The sequence below is a fragment of the Promicromonospora sp. MS192 genome (assembly GCF_049532985.1).
GTDB lineage: Bacteria > Actinomycetota > Actinomycetes > Actinomycetales > Cellulomonadaceae > Promicromonospora.
This window is the reverse complement of the sequence record NZ_CP186693.1, coordinates 2,179,547-2,199,050: the sequence shown is the minus strand read 5'-3', so window position 1 is coordinate 2,199,050 and position 19,504 is coordinate 2,179,547. Positions and strand designations below refer to the sequence as shown.

General features: G+C 73.0%; 11 protein-coding genes. 7 read left to right on the top strand and 4 right to left on the bottom strand.

The window, feature by feature from the left end:
• Window positions 1–151: 151 nt before the first annotated feature.
• Both ACO229_RS09855 and ACO229_RS09850 read right to left on the bottom strand, forming a co-directional pair.
• Entirely contained in the window at window positions 152–1,312 is a 1,161-nt protein-coding gene (locus ACO229_RS09855; protein WP_423464754.1) for an epoxide hydrolase family protein, read from the bottom strand.
• Between the two features lie 398 nt (window positions 1,313–1,710).
• On the bottom strand, window positions 1,711–4,935 hold the full coding sequence (locus ACO229_RS09850; protein ID WP_423464752.1) for an efflux RND transporter permease subunit: 3,225 nt from the start codon (window positions 4,933–4,935) through the stop codon (window positions 1,711–1,713).
• Between the two features lie 170 nt (window positions 4,936–5,105).
• On the opposite strand from ACO229_RS09850, the gene ACO229_RS09845 reads away from it, so the two are divergent.
• The gene (locus tag ACO229_RS09845; protein ID WP_397414831.1) at window positions 5,106–5,588 is read left to right on the top strand and encodes a MarR family winged helix-turn-helix transcriptional regulator; all 483 of its coding nucleotides are present in this window, start codon (window positions 5,106–5,108) and stop codon (window positions 5,586–5,588) included.
• Here the strand turns inward: ACO229_RS09845 and ACO229_RS09840 are convergent.
• Window positions 5,585–11,647: an Ig-like domain-containing protein gene (locus tag ACO229_RS09840; RefSeq protein WP_423464751.1), complete on the bottom strand. Its 6,063-nt coding sequence runs from the start codon at window positions 11,645–11,647 to the stop codon at window positions 5,585–5,587. The two genes, ACO229_RS09845 and ACO229_RS09840, sit on opposite strands and share 4 nt — an antisense overlap.
• 181 nt (window positions 11,648–11,828) lie before the next feature.
• Window positions 11,829–12,149, bottom strand: coding sequence for a hypothetical protein (locus ACO229_RS09835; protein ID WP_423464750.1), 321 nt, complete (start codon window positions 12,147–12,149; stop codon window positions 11,829–11,831).
• Window positions 12,150–12,396: 247 nt separating this feature from the next.
• Here ACO229_RS09835 and ACO229_RS09830 point away from each other — a divergent pair, with 247 nt between their 5' ends.
• The 6 genes from ACO229_RS09830 to ACO229_RS09805 all read left to right on the top strand — a co-directional run bounded on the left by ACO229_RS09830 (window position 12,397) and on the right by ACO229_RS09805 (window position 19,475).
• The gene (locus ACO229_RS09830; protein WP_397419342.1) at window positions 12,397–12,609 is read left to right on the top strand and encodes a heavy-metal-associated domain-containing protein; all 213 of its coding nucleotides are present in this window, start codon (window positions 12,397–12,399) and stop codon (window positions 12,607–12,609) included.
• Window positions 12,606–13,586, top strand: coding sequence for a heavy-metal-associated domain-containing protein (locus ACO229_RS09825; RefSeq protein WP_423464749.1), 981 nt, complete (start codon window positions 12,606–12,608; stop codon window positions 13,584–13,586). Before ACO229_RS09830 ends, ACO229_RS09825 begins: the two co-directional genes overlap by 4 nt.
• Before the next feature lie 33 nt (window positions 13,587–13,619).
• Window positions 13,620–15,902, top strand: coding sequence for a heavy metal translocating P-type ATPase (locus ACO229_RS09820; protein WP_423464748.1), 2,283 nt, complete (start codon window positions 13,620–13,622; stop codon window positions 15,900–15,902).
• Window positions 15,903–15,964: 62 nt separating this feature from the next.
• The gene (locus ACO229_RS09815; RefSeq protein ID WP_423464747.1) at window positions 15,965–17,473 is read left to right on the top strand and encodes a sugar ABC transporter ATP-binding protein; all 1,509 of its coding nucleotides are present in this window, start codon (window positions 15,965–15,967) and stop codon (window positions 17,471–17,473) included.
• The gene (locus tag ACO229_RS09810) at window positions 17,470–18,489 is read left to right on the top strand and encodes an ABC transporter permease (RefSeq protein WP_423464746.1); all 1,020 of its coding nucleotides are present in this window, start codon (window positions 17,470–17,472) and stop codon (window positions 18,487–18,489) included. Before ACO229_RS09815 ends, ACO229_RS09810 begins: the two co-directional genes overlap by 4 nt.
• A complete protein-coding gene (locus tag ACO229_RS09805; protein WP_423464745.1) occupies window positions 18,486–19,475 on the top strand; it encodes an ABC transporter permease in 990 nt (329 codons plus the stop codon). Before ACO229_RS09810 ends, ACO229_RS09805 begins: the two co-directional genes overlap by 4 nt.
• The last annotated feature ends 29 nt before the right edge of the window (window positions 19,476–19,504 follow it).

Genomic DNA, 19,504 nt, shown 5'->3' with positions numbered 1-19,504 from the left:
GCCTGCGGTGTGCGCCGTGCGCTGTGCCGGTCGGCAGTTTGCTTCGAGGTCGGTACAGGCCTGTGCCGACCTCGAAGCAAACTGCCGAGTTCGTGGGGCAAACTGCCGACCTGGGGCAAGGATGAGGCGGGGCAGGGGTGGGCGGCCCGGTTCAGGGCCGGCGGTACGGGCGGAAGAAGGCGCGGAGCTCCTCGGCGTAGAGCTCCGGTTCCTCGAAAGGGGCGAAGTGGCCGCCGCGCGCCGGCTCCGTCACCGAGACGGTGTTGGCCGTGCGTTCCAGCCAGGCGCGCGGGGGCCGCACGATGTCACCGGGGAACAGCGAGAACCCGGACGGCACCTCGACCCGGCGGGTCAGCTGTGCGGCGGGGATCGCGGAGTTGGCGGTGTACATGCGCGTCGAGGAGCCGATCGTCCCCGTGAACCAGTAGATCGACAGCAGCGTGAGCACGTCGTCCCGCGACCAGCGCTCGATGCCGCCGTCGCTCCAGGAGTGCAGCTTCTCCACGATCCACGCGGCCAGGCCGGCGGGCGAGTCGGTGAGTGCGGCCGCCAGGGTCTGCGGCTTGGTGCGGTGCAGGGCGCCGTACGCACCCTCGGAGGCGTTCCAGCCGGCGGCCTCGGCGAACCAGGCCCGTTCCTGCGGCCGGAGGGTTGCCGGGTCGTCGGCGAAGACGGGCAGGCCGCCGTCCATCCGGTGCACGGCGACCACCCGGTCGGGGTGGTCGAGCGCGAGGTAGCGGCTGACGTGGCTGCCGATGTCGCCGCCCGCCGCGCCGAACCGCTCGTAACCCAGCGTGCGCAGGAGCGCGGCCCACAGGTCGGCGACGGCGATCGAGCTCAGCGGCTGCCCGGACGGCCGGTCCGAGTACCCGAACCCTGGCATGTCGGGCACCACGACGTCGAAGGCATCGGCCGGGTCGGCGCCGTGCGCGCCCGGGTCGGTCAGCAGCGGGACCACCTTCGAGTACCGCCAGAACGCGTCGGGCCAGCCGTGACACAGGACCAGCGGCAGCACCGGGCCGGACGGCGTGACGGCGCGCGCGTGCACGTAGTGGATCCCCAGTCCGCCGACCCGGGCGCGGAACCGGGGCAGCCGGGACAGCGCGGCCTCCTGCGCCGCCCAGTCGAAGCCGTCCGCCCAGTACGCGACCAGGTCGCGGAGGTAGTCGAGGTCCGTGCCGAGCGTCCACCCCACGTCCTGCGGCGCGTCGGGCCAGCGGGTCATCCGCAACCGGGCGCGCAGGTCCTCGATCGCCTCGGGGGCGGTGCGGGGCGCGAACGGTTCGGGGGAGGTCGCGGGGGTGTCCGTCACGGGACAACTCTACGATTTCGGATGGATCGCGGCGCCCCGCGGAGACACATGGTGACGGAGGTGCGTTGCGCTGCGTAGACAACGTCTACGCAGCGCAACCCACCTGCGCGGGGCACCTCCGCCCGGGGCGGCTGGGCCTGGGGCGGCTCGGCCCGGGGCGGCTGGGCCTGGGGCGGCTCGGCCCGGGGCGGCTGGGCCTGGGGCGGCTCGGCCCGGGGCGACCGCCTGCACTCCGCCCGTCTGGCGCGCACCGGTCTGTTCGCCGTGCCGCGGGTCGGTCCTGCCTGCGTCGGTCCGCGGTCTGTCCCGTCGCAGCCTGCGTCGCTCCGCCGTCTGCCCCGTCCGCAGCCTGCCCGTCCGCCGGGCGCCAGCTCAGTCCGCGGGCGCCCGGCGACTGCCTACCGGGCCGTGTCCCCGGCCAGGCGCTGCGCGACACGGGCCGCCTCCGCCGCCTTGGCCTGCGCCTTCTCAGCGCGCCGTACCGCCCGCGCTGCACGCTTGGAGGTGCGGTCCTCCGACCGGCGCTCGAACAGCGTGTAGATCACCGGCACCACGTAGAGCGTCAGCAGGGTCGAGGAGACGAGCCCGCCGATCACCACGAGCGCCAGCGGCTGCGAGATGAACGCCCCGCCGCCGGTGAGGCCGAACGCCATGGGCGTCAGCGCGAGGATGGTCGCGGCTGCCGTCATCACGATGGGCCGCAGACGCTGCCGTGCCCCCTCCCGGACCGCCTCGTCCAGGGCCCGCCCGTCGGCGCGGTACTGGTTGATGAGGTCGATGAGCACGATCGCGTTCGACACCACGATGCCCACCAGCATCAGCAGGCCGATCAGAGCGGCGACGTCGAGCGGCGTCCCGGTCAGCAGCAGCGCGCCCAGCGCGCCCGTGGCCGCGAACGGCACCGAGACCAGCAGGATCAGCGGCTGCCCGATGCTCCGGAACGTCGCCACCATCACCAGGTACACGATGAGGATGGCCGCCAGCAGCGCCAGGCCGAGGTCGGCGAACGCGTCGGCCTGGTCGGCCGCCACGCCGCCCATGGTCACCTCCGCGCCGCTGGGCAGGTCGAGACCGTCGATCTCCTCGGTCAGGGTGACCGTCAGCGAGCCCAGGTCCTGCCCGGCGGGCGTGACCGCGACGGTGGCGCTGCGCTCGCCGTCCACCCGCGTGACCGACGCCGGGGCCGACACCCGCTCGACCGTCACCAGGTCGCTCAGCGGGATCATCCCTGCGGCCGTCGGCACCTGGATCTCCTCGATCTCGTCGGTCGTCGCGGGCACGTCACCCGCCACCACGACGTCCCGCGACGAGCCCGCCAGGTCGAGGGTGCCGATGCTGGACTCGTTCATGGCACCGGCCACCAGACCGGAGACGGCCTGCTCGGTGAGCCCGGCCTCGGCCGCGGCGTCCCGGTCGACGGTCACCTGCACGGTCGACTGCTCCGCGGCGAGGTTGTTCGTCACGCCGTCGACGCCGTCCAGGTCCGTCACGGCGTCCTCGACGGTGCTCGCCGCCTCGGCCAGGCCCTCGGCGTCGGGCGCGGTGACCACGAGGTCCACGGTGCTGCTGGCGAAGCCGGCGTCGCCCGCGGCCACGGTGACCTCGCCGTCCAGGGTGGCGGCGTCGAGCGCGTCGCTCACCTCGTCCTGCACGGCCGTGCCGTCGGCGTCCTCGTCCAGGGTGAGGGCGAAGGTAGCGCTGCTGCCGCCCCCGCCCATGCCGAACGCGGCGGCCATGCCGTCGCCGGAACCGACGGTGGTCTGCACGGTCTTGACGCCGTCGACACCCGAGAGCACGTCCTCGACCTCCTTCGCGGCGTCGTCCTGTGCCGCCAGGGACGTGCCCGGTTCGAACTCCTGCGTCACCGAGAGGGTGTCCTGCCCGGCGGCGCCGATGAAGTTGGTCTCCATGCGGGGCACGAGGGCCACGGTGCCGGCCAGCAGCGCCACGGCGATGCCCAGGGTCACGGCGGGACGGCGCAGCGCCGCGGCCAGCGACGGCACGTACGCACGCTGCCAGACACCGCGCCGTTCCTTCTCCTCGGCCGCCTCGCGCAGGGCGACGCCGCCGCCGGGCTGCGCCGGGACCTTGATGAACCAGTAGGCCAGCACCGGCACCACGACCAGCGCCACGACCAGCGACGCACCCATGGCGATGGCCACGGTGACGGCGAACGGCTGGAACAGCTCGCCCGCCATGCCGCCGACCAGCGCGATCGGCGCGAACACGGCCACGGTGCACACCGTCGAGGCGGTGATCGCGGCCCCCACCTCGCGCACGGCGGTGACGATCGCGTGGACGCGGTCCTCGCCGTAGGACAGGTGCCGCTTGATGTTCTCGATCACGACGATCGAGTCGTCCACGATGCGCCCGATCGAGATGGTCATGGCCGCGAGCGTGAGGATGTTCAGCGTGTAGCCGGTGAGGTTCATGGCGGCGAACGTGACCGCCAGCGACAGGGGGATCGAGATCGCGGAGACCAGCGTGGCGCGCAGCGAGGCGAGGAACACCAGGATCACGAGCACCGCGAACAGGAGGCCGAGGCCGCCCTCGGTGGTCAGCCCCTCGATCGACTCCTCGATGAACGGCGCCTGGTCGAACGTCACCACGGTGGTCACGCCGTCGGCGTCGAGCTCGTCCTCCACGTCGGTCAGCACGTCGTGCACCGCGTGCGACACGTCCACCGTGTTGCCGTCCGGGGTCTTGGTCAGCGCCACGGCGAGCGACGGCTCGCCGTCCAGCCGGGAGTAGGAGGTGGGCGGCACGTCCTGCACGCTCACCTCGGCGACGTCGCCGAGGTGGACGACGTCGGCCGCGCCGGTGCCGGCGTCGGAGGCCTCCGGGACGGCGCCTGCACCGCCGGGGCCCGCCGCCGCACCGGAACCCGCCCCCGCGGCACCCGCCGCGGGAAGGATCGGCAGGTCCTCCAGCTCCTCGACGGAGGCGACCGAGGTGCCGACCTGGACGCTGCTCGTGGTGCCGTCCTCGGTGATGGAGCCGACCGGCATGACCGTGCCGTTGTCCTGGAGGAGCGTCGAGAGCTGGGCGGCGGTGAGGCCGGCGGCGGCGAGCTTCTCGTCGTCGGGCTCGATCACGACCTGGCGCTCGGTGACGCCGGTGACGGTGACGTCGCGGACCTCGGCGATGCCCGACAGCTCCGGGACCAGCACCGAGTCGATGGCGTCGGTGAGCTCGCGCTCGCTGCCGTTGCCCGAGACGGCGAGCTGGATCACCGGCAGGTCGTCCAGCGAACCGGCCATGACCTCCGGCTCGACGTCCTCGGGCAGGTCGCTCAGACCGCCCAGGGCCGAGCTCACCTCCTGCTCGACGGCGTCCACGTCGGTGCCGTACTCCAGCTCGACGCTGGTCACCGAGAGGCCCGTGGCGACGGTCGACGTCACGCCCGTGACGCCGTCGACGCCCTGGACGGCGTTCTCGATCGGTTCGGTGACCCGCTCGGCGACGATCTCCGGCGACGTGCCCGGGTCGGCCGCGGTGACCGCGACCATGGGCACGGTCATCGACGGGATGAGTTCCTGGCGGAGCTGCCCCATGCTGAAGATGCCGACGAGGAAGACGGCTGTCGTCGCGAGCGCGACGAGCGCGCGGTTCGCGAGCGACATTCGGGCAAGACGGAACACACTGCCTCCAGTTCTGGGGGGATACGCCGGGGTCCCGCGACTCCGTCGGCGCAGTATTTTGCCTAACGCAAAGGATCCTGCCGGGGTTCCCGCCCCGCAACCGCGGCTTCCGCACCGGTCACGGCCCGGCCCGGGGCCGCTAAAGTCACCCCGTGACCGACCAGACCCGCGCCGAGCTCGTCGCCGAGCTCGCCACCCTGCACCGTCGGCTCGGCGAGGAGTTCTTCGCCACCCGGCTGGTACCGCTGCTGGAGACCGACCTGACCGTGCAGCAGCTCCGGGCGCTGGCGCTCGTGCAGGTGGACGGCGAGTCGACGCCGCAGCGGCTGGCCGACGCCCTCGGCGTCTCGGCGGCCACCGTGTCGGGCATCCTCGACCGGCTCACCGCGGCCGGGATGACCCGGCGCACACCGGACCCGGCCGACGGCCGGGTGCGGCGGGTCACCAGCACCGAGCAGGGCAGCGAGACGATCCGGCGCATTGTCGCGCACGACGAGGAGCTGCCGCCCGACCTGCTGGCCCTGCTCGACGTCGAGGACCTGCGTGCCCTGACCCGCGGCACCAGGGCGCTGCTGGAGGCGGCCACGCGGCTCGCCCCCGCGAGCGACCCGGGGTCAGGACCCGCGGCGCGCTAGCTGTTCCACCTCGAGATCTGGTACCGCTCGCCGTCCACGTAGAACGCGACCTCCGCCCCGTTGTACTGGGATCCCATGAAGCACGGGAGCTCCTTGGACCCGCTGGTCCCGTTCATCGAGTACTTGGTGGCGCCCGACCACGTGTTCGGGTGCGGCGGGTGGATGTCGTGCCAGTAGCTCGGGCTGTCGGCGTCGTACCGCGACGTGTCACCTGCCCAGCAGGCGACCTGGTGGTTGCCGGAGTCGAAGCCCGACCAGTTGACGACCCAGTGCCGGCACGTGCCCGCGCAGCTCACCTCGGAGCCGTAGCTGAGCCACGCCCTCGGGGTCAGGGCGGTGCCCTCGGCGCACTTCTGGGCGGAGTTGCCCTCGGAGTCGGTCACCGTCACGCACGCCCGCTTGGTCTGGCCGGCGCTCGCGCTCGCGGACTCGGTCCCGCTCTTGGCCGTGCTGGTGATCGCCCCGGTGACGCGGACCGTGGTGGGCCGGCCGTTGGTGGCCCGGGCGTCCCACGTGAACGTCACCTGGCCGCCGCCGCCGGCGGCGCTGATGCTCGGCGTGGGCGGCGGGCCGTACGGCGTCACCGCGTTCGACGACGCCGACCAGTCGGAGCAGATGTAGTCGTTGCAGGCCCGCACCTGGAACGTGTACGAGGTGCCGTTGGTCAGCGGCCTGTAGGTGTGCGAGGTGGTGTCGCCGGCGTTCTGCGCGCCCGCGCCGTTCGCCTGTACCTCGTACCGGTGCCCCGTACCCCGGAACTCGCCGATCCGGCCCCACGCCACGTCCGCCTGGCCGCTGGTCGTGGACCCGAGGGACGCGGAGGGCGTGCCAGGCCGGTCCGGGGTGCCGTAGGGCACCACCTCGTTGGAGAACGGGCTGGCCTCCCCGTTGCCGGCCTTGTTGGTGGCCCGCACACGGAACTTGTACGAGGAGCCGGTCGAGAGGTCCTGGACGGTCTGCTCGGTGTCGGTGGTGTCGATCGCCTTGACGAGCTGGCCGTCGGTGTAGACGCCCAGCCAGTACTTGTCGATCGCGTCACCGTTGTTCGCCGGAGCGGTCCACCTGACCGTGATCTGGCCGCCCACGGCCGTGTTGACCCGCGTGGCCGTCGGGGCCGCGGGAGCGGCCGGAGGTGCGGCGGGAACCTCGGGAGCGGAGGGGTCGCTCCAGTCGGAAGGGTCGGGCGCGTCGTTCTTGGCCTGCACCCGCACCGTGTACGCCGTGCCGTTCTCCAGGCCCTCCCACGTGATCGGGCTGCCCGCGACGCAGGTCTTCTGGGTCACGCCGTCGGCCGGCGGCGGGCTGATCTCCAGGTTCACGCACTCGATCGGGGACCGGTCGGTGTAGGTCCGGTTCTTCCACGACACCGTGAGCTTGCTGTCCCCGAACTCGAGGCTCGGCGGGGCGGGCTTGTCCGGCTTCTCGTCCGGGCGGGCCTCCCGGGAGGCCGGGGACGGCTCGGAGTCGCCGACGTCGTTCGTCGCCACCACCGTGAACCGGTACTTCACGTTGTTCTGCAGACCGTCGAAGGTGCAGGTGGTCGTGGCACACGCGTGCTCCTGCCCGTTCTGGGTGCGCAGCGTGTAACCGGTGATGTCCGAGCCGTTGTTGTTCGGCTGGTCCCAGCTCAGCACCACCGTCTCCGAGCGCACCTCCTCGACCCGCGGCGCGCGCGGTGCGTCCGGCCTGCCGAGCACCGTGAGGCGGGCGAGGCCGTCGACCTCCCGGTCCGGGTCGCCGGTGGCGTCCGCGACGCGGTAGCGGACCACCAGGGTGCCCGTGAAGTCCGCCGCGGGGGTCACCACGAGCTGGTCACCCTGATACGCCGGGGTGCCCTGGCCCGTGTCGACGGTGGGGGAGCCCGTGAGCGTGAGCGGCTCGCCCTCGAACGGGCTGACGTCGTTGGCGAGGACCGGGATGGTCGTGGGCTCGCCCTGGTGCGCGTCCGTCACCACGTCGTCGGTGGTCTGCGCGAGCGAGCGGGTCGACGGCACGACCTTCACGGTCAGGCTCGCCTCGACGGGCGGGTTGAACCCGTCGGAGACGGTCATCGGCAGCTCCCGGACGGTGCCCTTCGGTACCGCCACGTCGACCTCGCCGGTGATGGTGGCGCCGGAGACGGAGGTCGTGATGCCCTCGCCGCCCGTGACTCGGTACGTGAGGTCGTCCTTGTCCGGGTCCTTGACGTACCGGGACAGGTCCACGGTCGCCTCCTCGGCGGCAGCGACCTCCAGCACCGGGGTGCCCGTGACCTTCGGCGGCATGTTCTTGGCCGGGGTCACGTCGACCGGGAGCGTCAGCACGGACGTGAGGCCCTCGGCGTCGTCCGGCCCCGAGCCGTCCGTGACCTCGAAGCTGACCGAGGCCGGCCCGGCGTAGTCCGCCGCCGAGGTGTAGACCAGCGTGTCCGCGTCCTCGACGGAGACGGAGCCCTCCAGGGCCTTGACCGTCTTCTCCTCGGTGATGCGCGGTTCCCGGTCCTCACGGACCACCACGTACTCGGCCAGGTCGATGGTCAGGGGCTCGCCCGTGGTCGCCTTGAGCGGCTCCAGGCCCGGCTTCACGTGCGGACGGGACTGGTCGCCCGGCACCCGCACGAACGCCTTGGCCTCCAGCCCGTCCATGTCCGTCACCGTGTACGTGATGACCTGCGCGCTCTCGGCGAGCCGGACCTGGACGCGCCCGTCCTCCGCGACCGTCACGCCCTCCAGACTCTCGTCCACCGAGACCTCCAGGTCGGCGGCGACACCGTCGGGGTCGGAGTCGTTGGCGAGCACGTCGACCGTCACGCTGGACGAGCCCTCGACGTCGTCGGCCGTCACCACGTCGTCGCGGGCGACCGGGCGCAGCAGCGGGGCGTCGCGCTCGACGTTCACGGTGATCGCGCTGCTGGCCCGTTCCTTGTACGTGTCCTGGATGCCGTAGTAGAAGGAGTAGGCCCCCTCCTCCTCCGGCGCGGTCAGCACCACGTCGTCCTCGACCGCCTTCGGGTCGACGCCGATCTCCTCGGTGCCCTCGAAGCCCTTGGTGTACAGGCCGATCTGGTCGCCGTCCGGGTCGGAGTCGTTCTCCAGCGCGGCGACGGCGACCGTGCGGCCGGGGCGGACCGTCGTCTCGTCGTCGATCGCCTGCGGCTTCTGGTTGGACGCCGGGGGAGCGGCGACTCCCACGCGGACCAGGCCTTCGGCGGGTGCGCCGCGGGTGTCGGTGACCTGGTAGGTGAACGTGTCCAGGCCTGCGGCGTCCTCCGAGGCCTGGTAGTCGATGAACCCGTCCACGATGGTGGCGGTGCCCTGGGCGGGGGCACCGGAGATGGAGCTCAGGGTGACGTGGTCGCCGTCGGGGTCGGTGCCGTCCAGCGGCAGGGGGATCCGCACGATGCCGTTCGCCAGCACGCGGGCCTCGATGTCCGGCAGCTGCGGGGCGCCGTTCTCCGGGGCGTCCACCACGTCGATGGTGACCTGGGCGGAGTCCTTCTGGCCGTTGGAGTCCACGACCTCGTACACGGCGTGCACGGTGCCGGCCTCGTCGCCCGCGCGGAAGCGGACGGTGTCCTCGGCGACGAACGCCTCGCCCGCACTGGCCGGCGGGGCCTCCTGCAGCTCGTCGTTGAGGGTGAGCTCCAGCCCGTCGGGGTGCGTGTCGTTCTTCAGCACCGGGATCGTCACCACGTCGCCCGTGTGCACGGTCGCGGTGTCCGGCCCGGCCTCCGGCGGGCGCAGCTGCGCCGGCGCCGGGATCGGCACCACCCGCACCTGACCCGCCACGGTGCCCGCCCCGTTCGCGACCGTGTAGTGCACCACGACCGGGCCCTCGAGCCGCTTGAGCTCGGAGACCTTGAGGATCTGGTGGTTGAGCACGGAGACGCTGACGCGGGCGTTCGGCGCCACCTCCACGTTCTGCACCACGAGCACGCCGCCGGCGGGGTCGGTGTCGTTGGCCAGCACGTCCACCAGGGCGGTGCCACCGGTGGGCAGCAGCACCTGGTCGGACACGGCCACCGGCACGCCGCCGTCGTCCGGCGGGGTCACCACGTCCACCCGGACCAGGCCGGTGGCGGGGTTCGGCCCGTCGGAGACCTGGTAGGTCACGTCGTACGAGCCAGGCTGGTCGGTCTCGAACTGGAACGTGTTCGCGGTGGCGTTGGTGGTGATCTCGGCGCCGGGCTCGTCGGAGACCTTGGTGAGCTGCAGGTCGTCGCCGTTGGGGTCGGCGTCGTTCCTCAGCGGTGCCACGGTGACCGGTTCGCCCGCCAGCACCGTGACATGGTCCTGGACGGGGATCGGCGGCACGTTCGCGGCCGAGACGTTGATCTTGACCTTGCCCTGGTACGGCGCGTTCAGCGCGTCCGAGACCGTGACGTCGACGATCTTGCTGCCCACCGTGGTGCCGCCGTCGCGGAACTCGATGGTGCCGTCGGGCCGGAACCGGACCTCGTCCTTGGGGTCGGCGGTGGACGCGTTGGACAGGAACAGGTCGTCGCCGTCCGGGTCCTTGAAGTAGGGCAGCACCTTGATGACGCCGATGCCACCCTGACCGACCTCCAGCTTCGGCTCACCCGGCTGCTCGGGCGGGTTGTTCTCCTCCAGCGGGACGATCCGGGCCTTCACCGACGCCGTGGCGGTGCCGTTCTCCCGGCCGTCGTCGACCTGGTACTTGAACGTGATGCTCCCGGTCGCGTCGGCGGGCACGTTCGCCTGCAGCGCCGCGCCGTCCAGGACCCGGTCGACGGCGGCGTCACCGTCGACCTCGCCCTCGACCGAGACCGTCATGACGTCGCCGTCCGGGTCCATGTCGTTGCCCAGCACGTTCAGCACCGTCGTGCGGCCCGGGCGCACGCCGATGTCGTCGGGCTGCGGCTCCGGCGGGCGGTTGGGCTTGCTGCGGTCCGCGACGAGCTGGTCCACCTGCTCCGGCGTGGTCTCCTCGGACTCCGTCTTCTCCTTGTCCTTGGAGTTCTCGGGCTGCTTCAGGTTCCAGGCGTCGATGATCTCGAACTCGTCGGCGGCCATCCAGAGCGTGCCGTCCGCCACGTCGTTCAGGACGATCACGTTCCGGTTGACCCGGTAGACGAGCTTCGACGTGGGCGCCAGACCCTCCAGCACCTGGTCGACGTCGTGGGCGCGGTCCGGGCAGTTGCGCACGACCTGGCCCGACTCCGCCCAGGCGCCGTAGACGCACCCGCCGAGCTGGACCGGGGCGGCGGGCACGCCCGCCGACGTCGTCTGCCGCGTCGGGTCGCCACCGCCCAGCGGCTGGGAGACCAGGCCCTCGGGAACGGCGACCACCACGACGTGCGAGGCGGCCGACGGCTGCTGCAGCACGCCCTGCGCGCCGTCCTCGACGGGGACGGTGTCCCCGCCGGGCAGCACGAGCGTCGCGCTCGACCGGTCCAGCACCACCGGCTCGTCACCGACGGCGGAGACCTGGACGTCGGCGTCGGCGTCCAGCGGGAGCTCGGACTCCTGGACGTCCTCCGCCACGCCCTGGGTGCCCGTGGGCACGGTGTAGAGCATGCCGTCGGCGGGGACCGCCAGGTGGACGGTGCCGTCCGTGCCCACCGCGATCGCGCCGCCCGGGCCGGCCTCGACGGTCGGCCTCGTCTTCTTCTCGTCGAACGCTGCCTGGTCGAAGGGCAGCACCCACGCCAGCCCGGACTCCGGGTCGTAGGCGGCCGTGGTCGCGCCGCCGGAGGCGACCTGCACGCCCGGCGGGAACTTCATGGTGCCCTCCAGGGAGAGCAGCGCGGGGTTCACCGGGCTGGCCGAGGAGTCGCCGACGCTGTTCAGCAGCACCCGCTGCGCGTCCTGCTCCACGTCGAAGCCCACGGAGTTGGCCAGGAGGGTGCCGTCCAGCGCCTTGGCCTCGTAGTTGAACCGGCCCAGCTCCTGCTTGGCGGAGTTGGTCACCCAGACACCCGAGTCGTTCAGGTGCACGTCGGCCGTCGCCTCGCCGTCGTACCAGAGCGCGAACCCGACCAGCCCCGCGCCGAACAGGGTGACCGCGCCGACCGACGCGACCGAGCGGCGGTTCTCCATCACGCGCGAGACCAGGCTCATGCTTCTCTCCTCGATCGTCGTCGCCTGGTGCAGGCGTCATGGTGAACGCGACCGCCCGGAGCTCGCACGGGCGGTGCGGGACGAGCCTATCGAGGAGCGGGGTGAGCTGTCCCCGAAACCGCGCACTCGTGCGGGCCCTTCCGAGGCCGTGACCTCGCCGGGACGGGACGGGCGGGCGGCGTCAGTACGACGACGCGCGGCGCTCGACCCAGCGCTTGGCGTCGGCCAGGCCCGCGCCGGTGGCCTCACGGTAGAGCTTGATCGCCTCGATCCGCCGGTCCGAGCGGATGCACCGGTCGATCTCGGCGAGGGTGCCGGGCGCGATGCCCTCCGCGGCGGGCCCCTCGATGCCGAGGTGCTTGATCACGAGGTCGAGCTTGCGCTCGATCCGCTCGACCGCCTGCCCGTTGGCCCGGGCGTTGCCGCTGATCGTGATGAACAGCCCCAGGAGCAGGACGGCGACGGCGACGGCGACGAGATCAGGTACCTGCAGCGTGAACATGCCGGAACCGTACCGGTGCCGGACACGGCGGACCACCGTCTCGCGGCCCGCCGTCCTGGCGGCCGTGCAGGTCCGGGTCCTGGTGCGACCGGGCGGCGAGGCCGCGGGCGGCGGTGGCGGGCGGCGGTGGCGGGCCGAGCCGGGAGACGAGCGGGACCGGGTTGACCCATATACCCCGCAGGGGTATATGGTGTGCCGCATACGGTTACCCCCTAGGGGTAGCATCGCACGAGTGGAAGGCAAGACGATGGCGACGAGCGAGTACCAGGTGACGGGCATGACGTGCGGGCACTGCGAGATGTCCGTCCGCGGCGAGGTGAGCCGGCTGCCCGGCGTCGAGCAGGTGGACGTGAGCGCCGCGACGGGCAGGCTCGTGGTGCGCAGCGCCGACGCGCTGGACGAGGCGGCGGTCCTGGCTGCCGTGGACGAGGCCGGGTACGCGGCGGAGCGCCTCTCGTGAACGCGCCCCAGCGCCTTGGGCTGTACGGCGGCGGGCTGGCGGCGCTGTTCGCCGTCACGTTCGCCGTGGCCGGGGCCGTGGTCCCGGACGGCACCGTCGCCGCCTGGTCGGCGGCGGGAGGCGACGGGGCACAGCACGCGGCACCCGTGGGCGTCGGCGGCGGTCCCGACGACGGCGCCCACGGCGGGTCCGGTGCGGGCGCCGGGAGTGGTTCCGGCGCGGGCGCCCACGGCGGTTCCGACACCGACGCCCACGCCGGCACACCGGTCCGGGGTCTCTCGCTGGAGCAGGACGGTCTGCTCCTGGGCCCCGTGCGCGCGCCCGACGCCGTCGGCGAGGAGGGCACGCTGTCCTTCACGGTGACGGCCGACGGCGCCGCCGTCACCGACTTCGCCACCGAGCACGACAAGGAGCTGCACCTGGTCGTGGTCCGCTCGGACGGCGCCGGGTTCCGCCACGTGCACCCCACGATGGCGGCCGACGGCACCTGGTCGATCCCGTGGGCCTGGGACGAGGCGGGCAGCTACCGGGTGTACGCCGACTTCGTGCCCGCGGCGACGGGCGAGAACGTGACGCTCAGCCGTACGGTGGACGTCGCGGGTCGGGCGCCGGCCGAGCCCGCGACCCGGGTGTCGGCGTCGGACACGGTGGACGGCTACACGGCCACGCTGACCGGGGACCTGGGTACGGAGGGCGACTCGGTGCTCACGGCCCGCATCACGCAGGACGGCGAGCCGGTGACCGGCCTGGAGCCGTACCTCGGCGCCTACGGGCACCTGGTGGCGCTGCGTGCGGGCGACCTCGCGTACCTGCACGTGCACCCCGAGGGGGCCGAGCCCGCGCCGGGGTCGGTGTCGGGCCCGGACGTCACGTTCGTGACGTCGGCGCCCACGCCCGGGCGGTACCTGCTGTACCTGGACTTCAAGGTCGACGGCGTGGTGCGCACGGCGCACCTCGTCCTCGACACGACTGACTGACTGACGCGAGCAGCGGAGTAAGGAGAGGGCACGATGTCCGACGCCCCGTCCCGGACGGACGAGCCGGTCACCACGGTGGACCTGGAGATCGGCGGCATGACGTGCGCGTCGTGCGCCATGCGGATCGAGAAGAAGCTCAACCGGCTCGACGGCGTGACCGCCACGGTCAACTACGCGACCGAGAAGGCCAAGGTCACCACGCCCGCCGGGTACGACCTGGCGGCCGTGGTCGCGGAGGTGGAGAAGACCGGGTACACGGCCGCGCTGCCGGCGCCCGAGGAGGACCCGGCCCTGGCGGCCGGGGACGCCGACGGTGCCCGGGACACCGAGCTGCTCACGCTCCGGGACCGCCTGGTGGTCTCGGTCGTCCTGGCCGTCCCGGTGATCGCGCTGGCGATGGTCCCGGCGTGGCAGTTCACGTACTGGCAGTGGGCGTCCCTGACGCTGGCCGCGCCGGTCGTGCTGTGGGGCGCGTGGCCGTTCCACCGGGCCGCGTGGACCAACCTGCGGCACGGGGCGGCGACCATGGACACCCTGGTCTCGGTGGGCGTCCTGGCGGCGTTCGGCTGGTCCCTGTACGCGCTGTTCGTCGGTACGGCGGGCGAGCCCGGGATGACGCACGGGTTCGAGCTGTCGGTGGCGCCGTTCGACGGCGCGGCCTACATCTACCTCGAGGTCGCGGCCGGCGTGACGGTGTTCGTGCTGGCGGGGCGCTGGTTCGAGAAGCGGTCCAAGCGCCGGGCGGGAGCCGCGCTGCGGGCGCTGCTGGAGCTGGGCGCGAAGGACGTGGCGGTGCTGCGGGGCGGCAGCGAGACCCGCGTGCCGATCGGTGACCTGGCCGTGGGCGACGAGTTCGTCGTCCGGCCGGGGGAGAAGATCGCCACCGACGGCGAGGTGGTGGCCGGGTCCTCCGCGGTGGACGCATCGATGCTCACGGGCGAGTCCGTCCCGGTCGAGGTGGGTGTCGGCGACACGGTGGCCGGTGCCACCGTGAACGCGGGCGGCCGGCTCGTGGTCCGGGCCACCCAGGTGGGCGCGGGCACGCAGCTCGCGCGCATCGCGCAGCTCGTGGAGGACGCCCAGTCCGGCAAGGCCGAGGTGCAGCGCCTCGCCGACCGGGTCTCGGGGATCTTCGTGCCGGTGGTCATCGCGATCGCCGTCGCCACGCTCGCCTTCTGGCTGGGCGCCGGGTTCCCGGCGACCGCCGCGCTGACGGCCGCCGTCGCCGTGCTGATCATCGCGTGCCCGTGCGCGCTCGGGCTGGCCACGCCCACCGCTCTCCTGGTGGGCACCGGGCGCGGCGCGCAGCTCGGCATCCTGATCAAGGGCCCCGAGATCCTGGAGTCCACGCGCAAGGTCGACACGGTGGTGCTGGACAAGACCGGCACGGTGACCACGGGCAAGATGGCGCTGCTGGACGTCGTGGTCGAGGCCGGCACCTCCCGCGGGGAGCTGCTGCGCCTGGCCGGCGCCCTGGAGGACGCCTCCGAGCACCCGGTCGCGCAGGCCGTGGCGAAGGGGGCCACCCAGGAGGTCGGCGTCCTGCCGGTCCCGGAGTCGTTCGAGAGCGTCCGGGGCGAGGGGGTGCAGGGCGTCGTGGACGGGCACGCGGTCGTCGTCGGGCGCCAGAGCCTGCTCGCCGACTGGTCGCAGTACCTGTCGCCGGAGCTGGCCGAGGCCAAGTCCCGGGCCGAGGCCGAGGGCCGGACCGTCGTCGCGGTCGGCTGGGACGGGCAGGCGCGCGGCCTGCTCGTGGTGGCGGACCGGATCAAGCCGACCAGCGCGGACGCCGTCGCCCGGCTGCGAGCCCTCGGGCTCACGCCGGTGCTGCTCACGGGGGACAACCGGGCCGTCGCCGAGCAGGTGGCCGCGGCGGTCGGCATCACCGACGTCGTCGCGGAGGTGCTGCCCCAGGACAAGGCCGACGTCGTCGCGCGGCTGCAGGCGGAGGGCAAGGTCGTGGCCATGGTGGGTGACGGGGTGAACGACGCGCCCGCGCTGGCCCAGGCCGACCTGGGGCTCGCCATGGGCACGGGCACCGACGCCGCCATCGAGGCCGCGGACATCACGCTCGTGCGCGGCGACCTCGGCGCGGCCGCGGACGCGATCCGGCTCTCCCGGAGCACGCTCGGCACCATCAAGGCCAACCTGTTCTGGGCGTTCGGGTACAACGTCGCCGCCATCCCGCTGGCTGCCCTCGGCCTGCTCAACCCCATGCTCGCCGGTGCGGCGATGGCGTTCTCCAGCGTCTTCGTCGTCGGCAACAGCCTGCGGCTGCGGTCGTTCGGCCGGTCATCCGTGGCGCGTACCCCATAAGCCGCACAAGGGACATGCAACTTTTGCTTGACATCTGGTAAAAGGTCCCTACATTGGTGGATATGCGAGCCGATGACGACGCGCACGCTTCATCCACCGACCCCGTCCTGCGCCTGACCGGCGTCGGCAAGGACTTCTTCGGCACCTCGGTGCTGCGGGAGATCGACCTGAAGCTCTACCCGGCGCGGGTGCACGCCCTGGTGGGCGAGAACGGCGCCGGCAAGTCGACGCTCATGAAGATCGTGGCCGGTGTGCACCAGCCGGACGCCGGCACGATCGAGCTGGACGGCGCGACCGTCACGTTCGCCACCCCGCTCGACGCCCAGCGGGCGGGTGTGGCGACCGTCTTCCAGGAGTTCAACCTCCTGCCCGACCGGACCGTCGCCGAGAACGTGTACCTGGGCCGTGAGCCGCTCCGGCGTGGCCTGGTCGACCGGCGCAGGCTGCACGCCGACACCGCGCGGCTGCTCCAGGACCTGGGGCTGACGGGCATCACGCCGGGAACCCGGGTCGGGTCCCTGTCCGTGGCCCAGCAGCAGGTGGTCGAGATCGTCAAGGCGGTGTCGTACGACGCGCGCATCATCTCGATGGACGAGCCGACGGCGGCGCTCGCCGATCACGAGGTGGCGCTCCTGTACGACCTGGTGCGGCGGCTGCGGGACCGCGGCGTCGCCATCCTGTACGTCTCGCACCGGCTCCAGGAGATCTACGACCTGGCCGACACCATCACGGTCCTCAAGGACGGCGAGCACGTGCTGACCGCGCCGGCCGCCGAGGTGGGGCCGGACCGGCTGGTCCGCACCATGGTGGGCCGCGACTTCGCCGGGTTCTTCCCGGACAGGCCGGCCGACCTCACCCCCGGGGAGGTGCGGCTCGCGCTGGAGGGGGCGGGCAACGCGATGGTCGACGGCGTGGACCTGGAGGTGCGGGCCGGCGAGATCGTCGCGCTGGCCGGCCTGCAGGGCTCCGGCCGCACCGAGATCGCCCACGGCGTGTTCGGGATCGCCCCGTTCACCCGTGGCCGGATGACCGTGGACGGGCGGACGGTGCGCGTGCGCTCCCCGCGGCACGGCGTCCGCCACCGCCTCGCGCTGGTCACCGAGGACCGCAAGGGCGAAGGCCTTGCCCTGGCGCAGTCGGTCCTCGCGAACGCCCGGCTGGTGCTCGACGCGGTGCTGCCCCGCACCTCGGACCGCGGCGCCCGCCGCATCCCCGGGCTGCTGACCTCCCTCGACCTGGTCGCCGCGTCCCCGGACACGGAGGTGCAGTACCTCTCGGGGGGCAACCAGCAGAAGGTGGTCCTCGCGAAGTGGCTGGTGACCGAGCCGCGCGTCGTGGTGCTCGACGAGCCGACGCGCGGCATCGACGTCGGGGCCAAGCGCGCCGTCTACGACCTCGTGCGCACGCTGACGGCCGGCGGCACGGCCGTGCTGCTCATCTCGTCCGAGCTGCCCGAGGTCGTGGCGATGGCGGACCGCGTGCTCGTGCTGCGCGACGGCCGGGTCGTCGGCGAGCTGCCCGGCGGCAGCTCCGAGGAGGACGTCATGGCGCTCGCGACGGGGGCGGCATGACCGCCGCCAGGGCACGCCGCCGTCTCGGGTCCACCGAGATCGTCTACCTGGCGCTGGCCGGCATCCTCCTGCTCGCGGGCCTGCTCGTCGCGGTCCGCGGCGGCAACCTGTTCGCCCAGCAGAACATCAGCTACATGCTCACGCAGACCAGCCTGCTCGGGTTCGTCGCCGTCGGGCAGACCTTCGTGGTGCTGTGCCGCTCGCTGGACCTGTCCGTGGGGTACGTGGTCGCCCTGTGCTCGCTCGTCGGGGCGACCACGATGGCCGGCGACCCGTCCCGCGTGTGGGCCGGCGTGCTGGCGGCGCTGGTCGTGGCCGCCGGGATCGGGCTCGCCAACGGCCTGGTGGTCTCGGCCCTGCGCGTCAACCCGTTCATCGCCACGCTCGGCACCGGCCTGATCGTCAAGGGGTTCCTCGACACCCGGTTCAAGGGGCCGGAGGGTGAGGTGCCCGTCGCGTTCCAGACGTTCGGGTACACCCGGGTGGGTCCGGTCCCGGTCTCGACGGTCGTCCTGCTGGTGGTCGCGGCCGCCGCGGTCGTGCTGCTCACGCGCACCCGGGCCGGGTACCACATGTTCGCGGTGGGCGGGAGCCTCGACGTCGCGCGGCTCTCGGGGGTGCGCACGGGCCGGACCCTCGTCCTGGCGCACGTGCTGTGCTCCCTGTGCGCCGGTGCGGCGGGCCTGCTCATCGCGGCCCGGTTCGGCACGGGCAACGCGCTGGTCTACTCCTACGGCCTGGACCTCGACTCGATCGCCGCCGTCGTGCTGGGCGGCACGCTCCTGTTCGGCGGGCGGGGCTCGGTGATCGGCACGGTCGGCGGCGTCGCGATCCTCGCCGTGCTCGACACGTCGTTCAACGTGCTCGACGTGAACCCGTTCTTCAAAGACGTGCTGCGTGGCGTGATCATCGTCGCGGCCGTGGCCCTGTACGCCCGTCGCCAGCTCGACCCGGCGAGTCGGCGCGCCCGGTTCGCTCCCGGCGGCGCGGCTCGGCGAAGGGGGGTGCCCGCATGACCCTGACCGCAGAGACCTCCTCGGTGCGCGCGCGGCGACGGCGCGACCACCTGCTGTCCGGCGGGAGCTGGACCGTGCTCGCGCTGCTCGCGGTGGTGCTGGTCGTGATCGTGGCGATCAACCCCTCGTTCGCGGAGCCGGTCTCCCTCATGGCGTTCGCCAAGAAGGCGGCGCCGCTGGTGGTGCTCGCCGTGGGGCAGTACCTCGTGATCGTCTCGGGGGAGTTCGACCTGTCCGTGGGCTCGCTCGTCGGCGCGCAGGTCGTGATCGCCGCCCGGCTGATGGACGGCGACGAGGCGCTGACCTGGCCGGTGCTGGGGCTCATGCTCGCCGTCGGGCTGGTCGTGGGGCTCGTCAACGGGCTGGTGACGACGCTGCTGCGCGTGCCGTCGTTCATCACCACGCTCGGCATGATGCTGGTGCTGTTCGGCGCGGTCCGCCTCTGGACCGGTGGCGCGCCCACCGGCGCGCTGACCGACGCGTTCCGGGTCCTGGGGCGCAAGGGGTTCCCGGACGTGCCCGGCCAGTTCCAGGTGCCGTACGCGCTGCTCGTGGCGGTCGTCGTGGGTCTGCTCGCGGTGCTCCTGATGCGCCGCCCGTTCGGCCGGTCGCTCGTCGCGGTGGGCGACAACGCGGTCGCGGCCGCCTACAGCGGTGCCTCCGTGTGGTGGTTGCGGACCCGGGCGTTCGTGCTCTCCTCGGTGCTCGCGACCGTCGCCGCCGTGCTCATCGGGGGGTTCGCCGGGGTGACCGCCCAGGTGGGTCAGGGCCTGGAGTTCATGGCGATCACCGCGGTCGTGCTGGGCGGCGTGGCCCTCGGCGGCGGGCGCGGCACCGTGGTGGCGGCGATGGTCGGCGCACTCACGCTGGAGGCCCTGTTCACCCTGTTCAACCAGCTCGCCCTGCCCTCCACGGTCCGTCCGGCCGTGCAGGGCGTCATCATCATCGCCGCCGTGGCCTACGCCGCGCGCCGGAGGCGCACCTGAGCTCGACACCGATCGATGGACCCGCACTC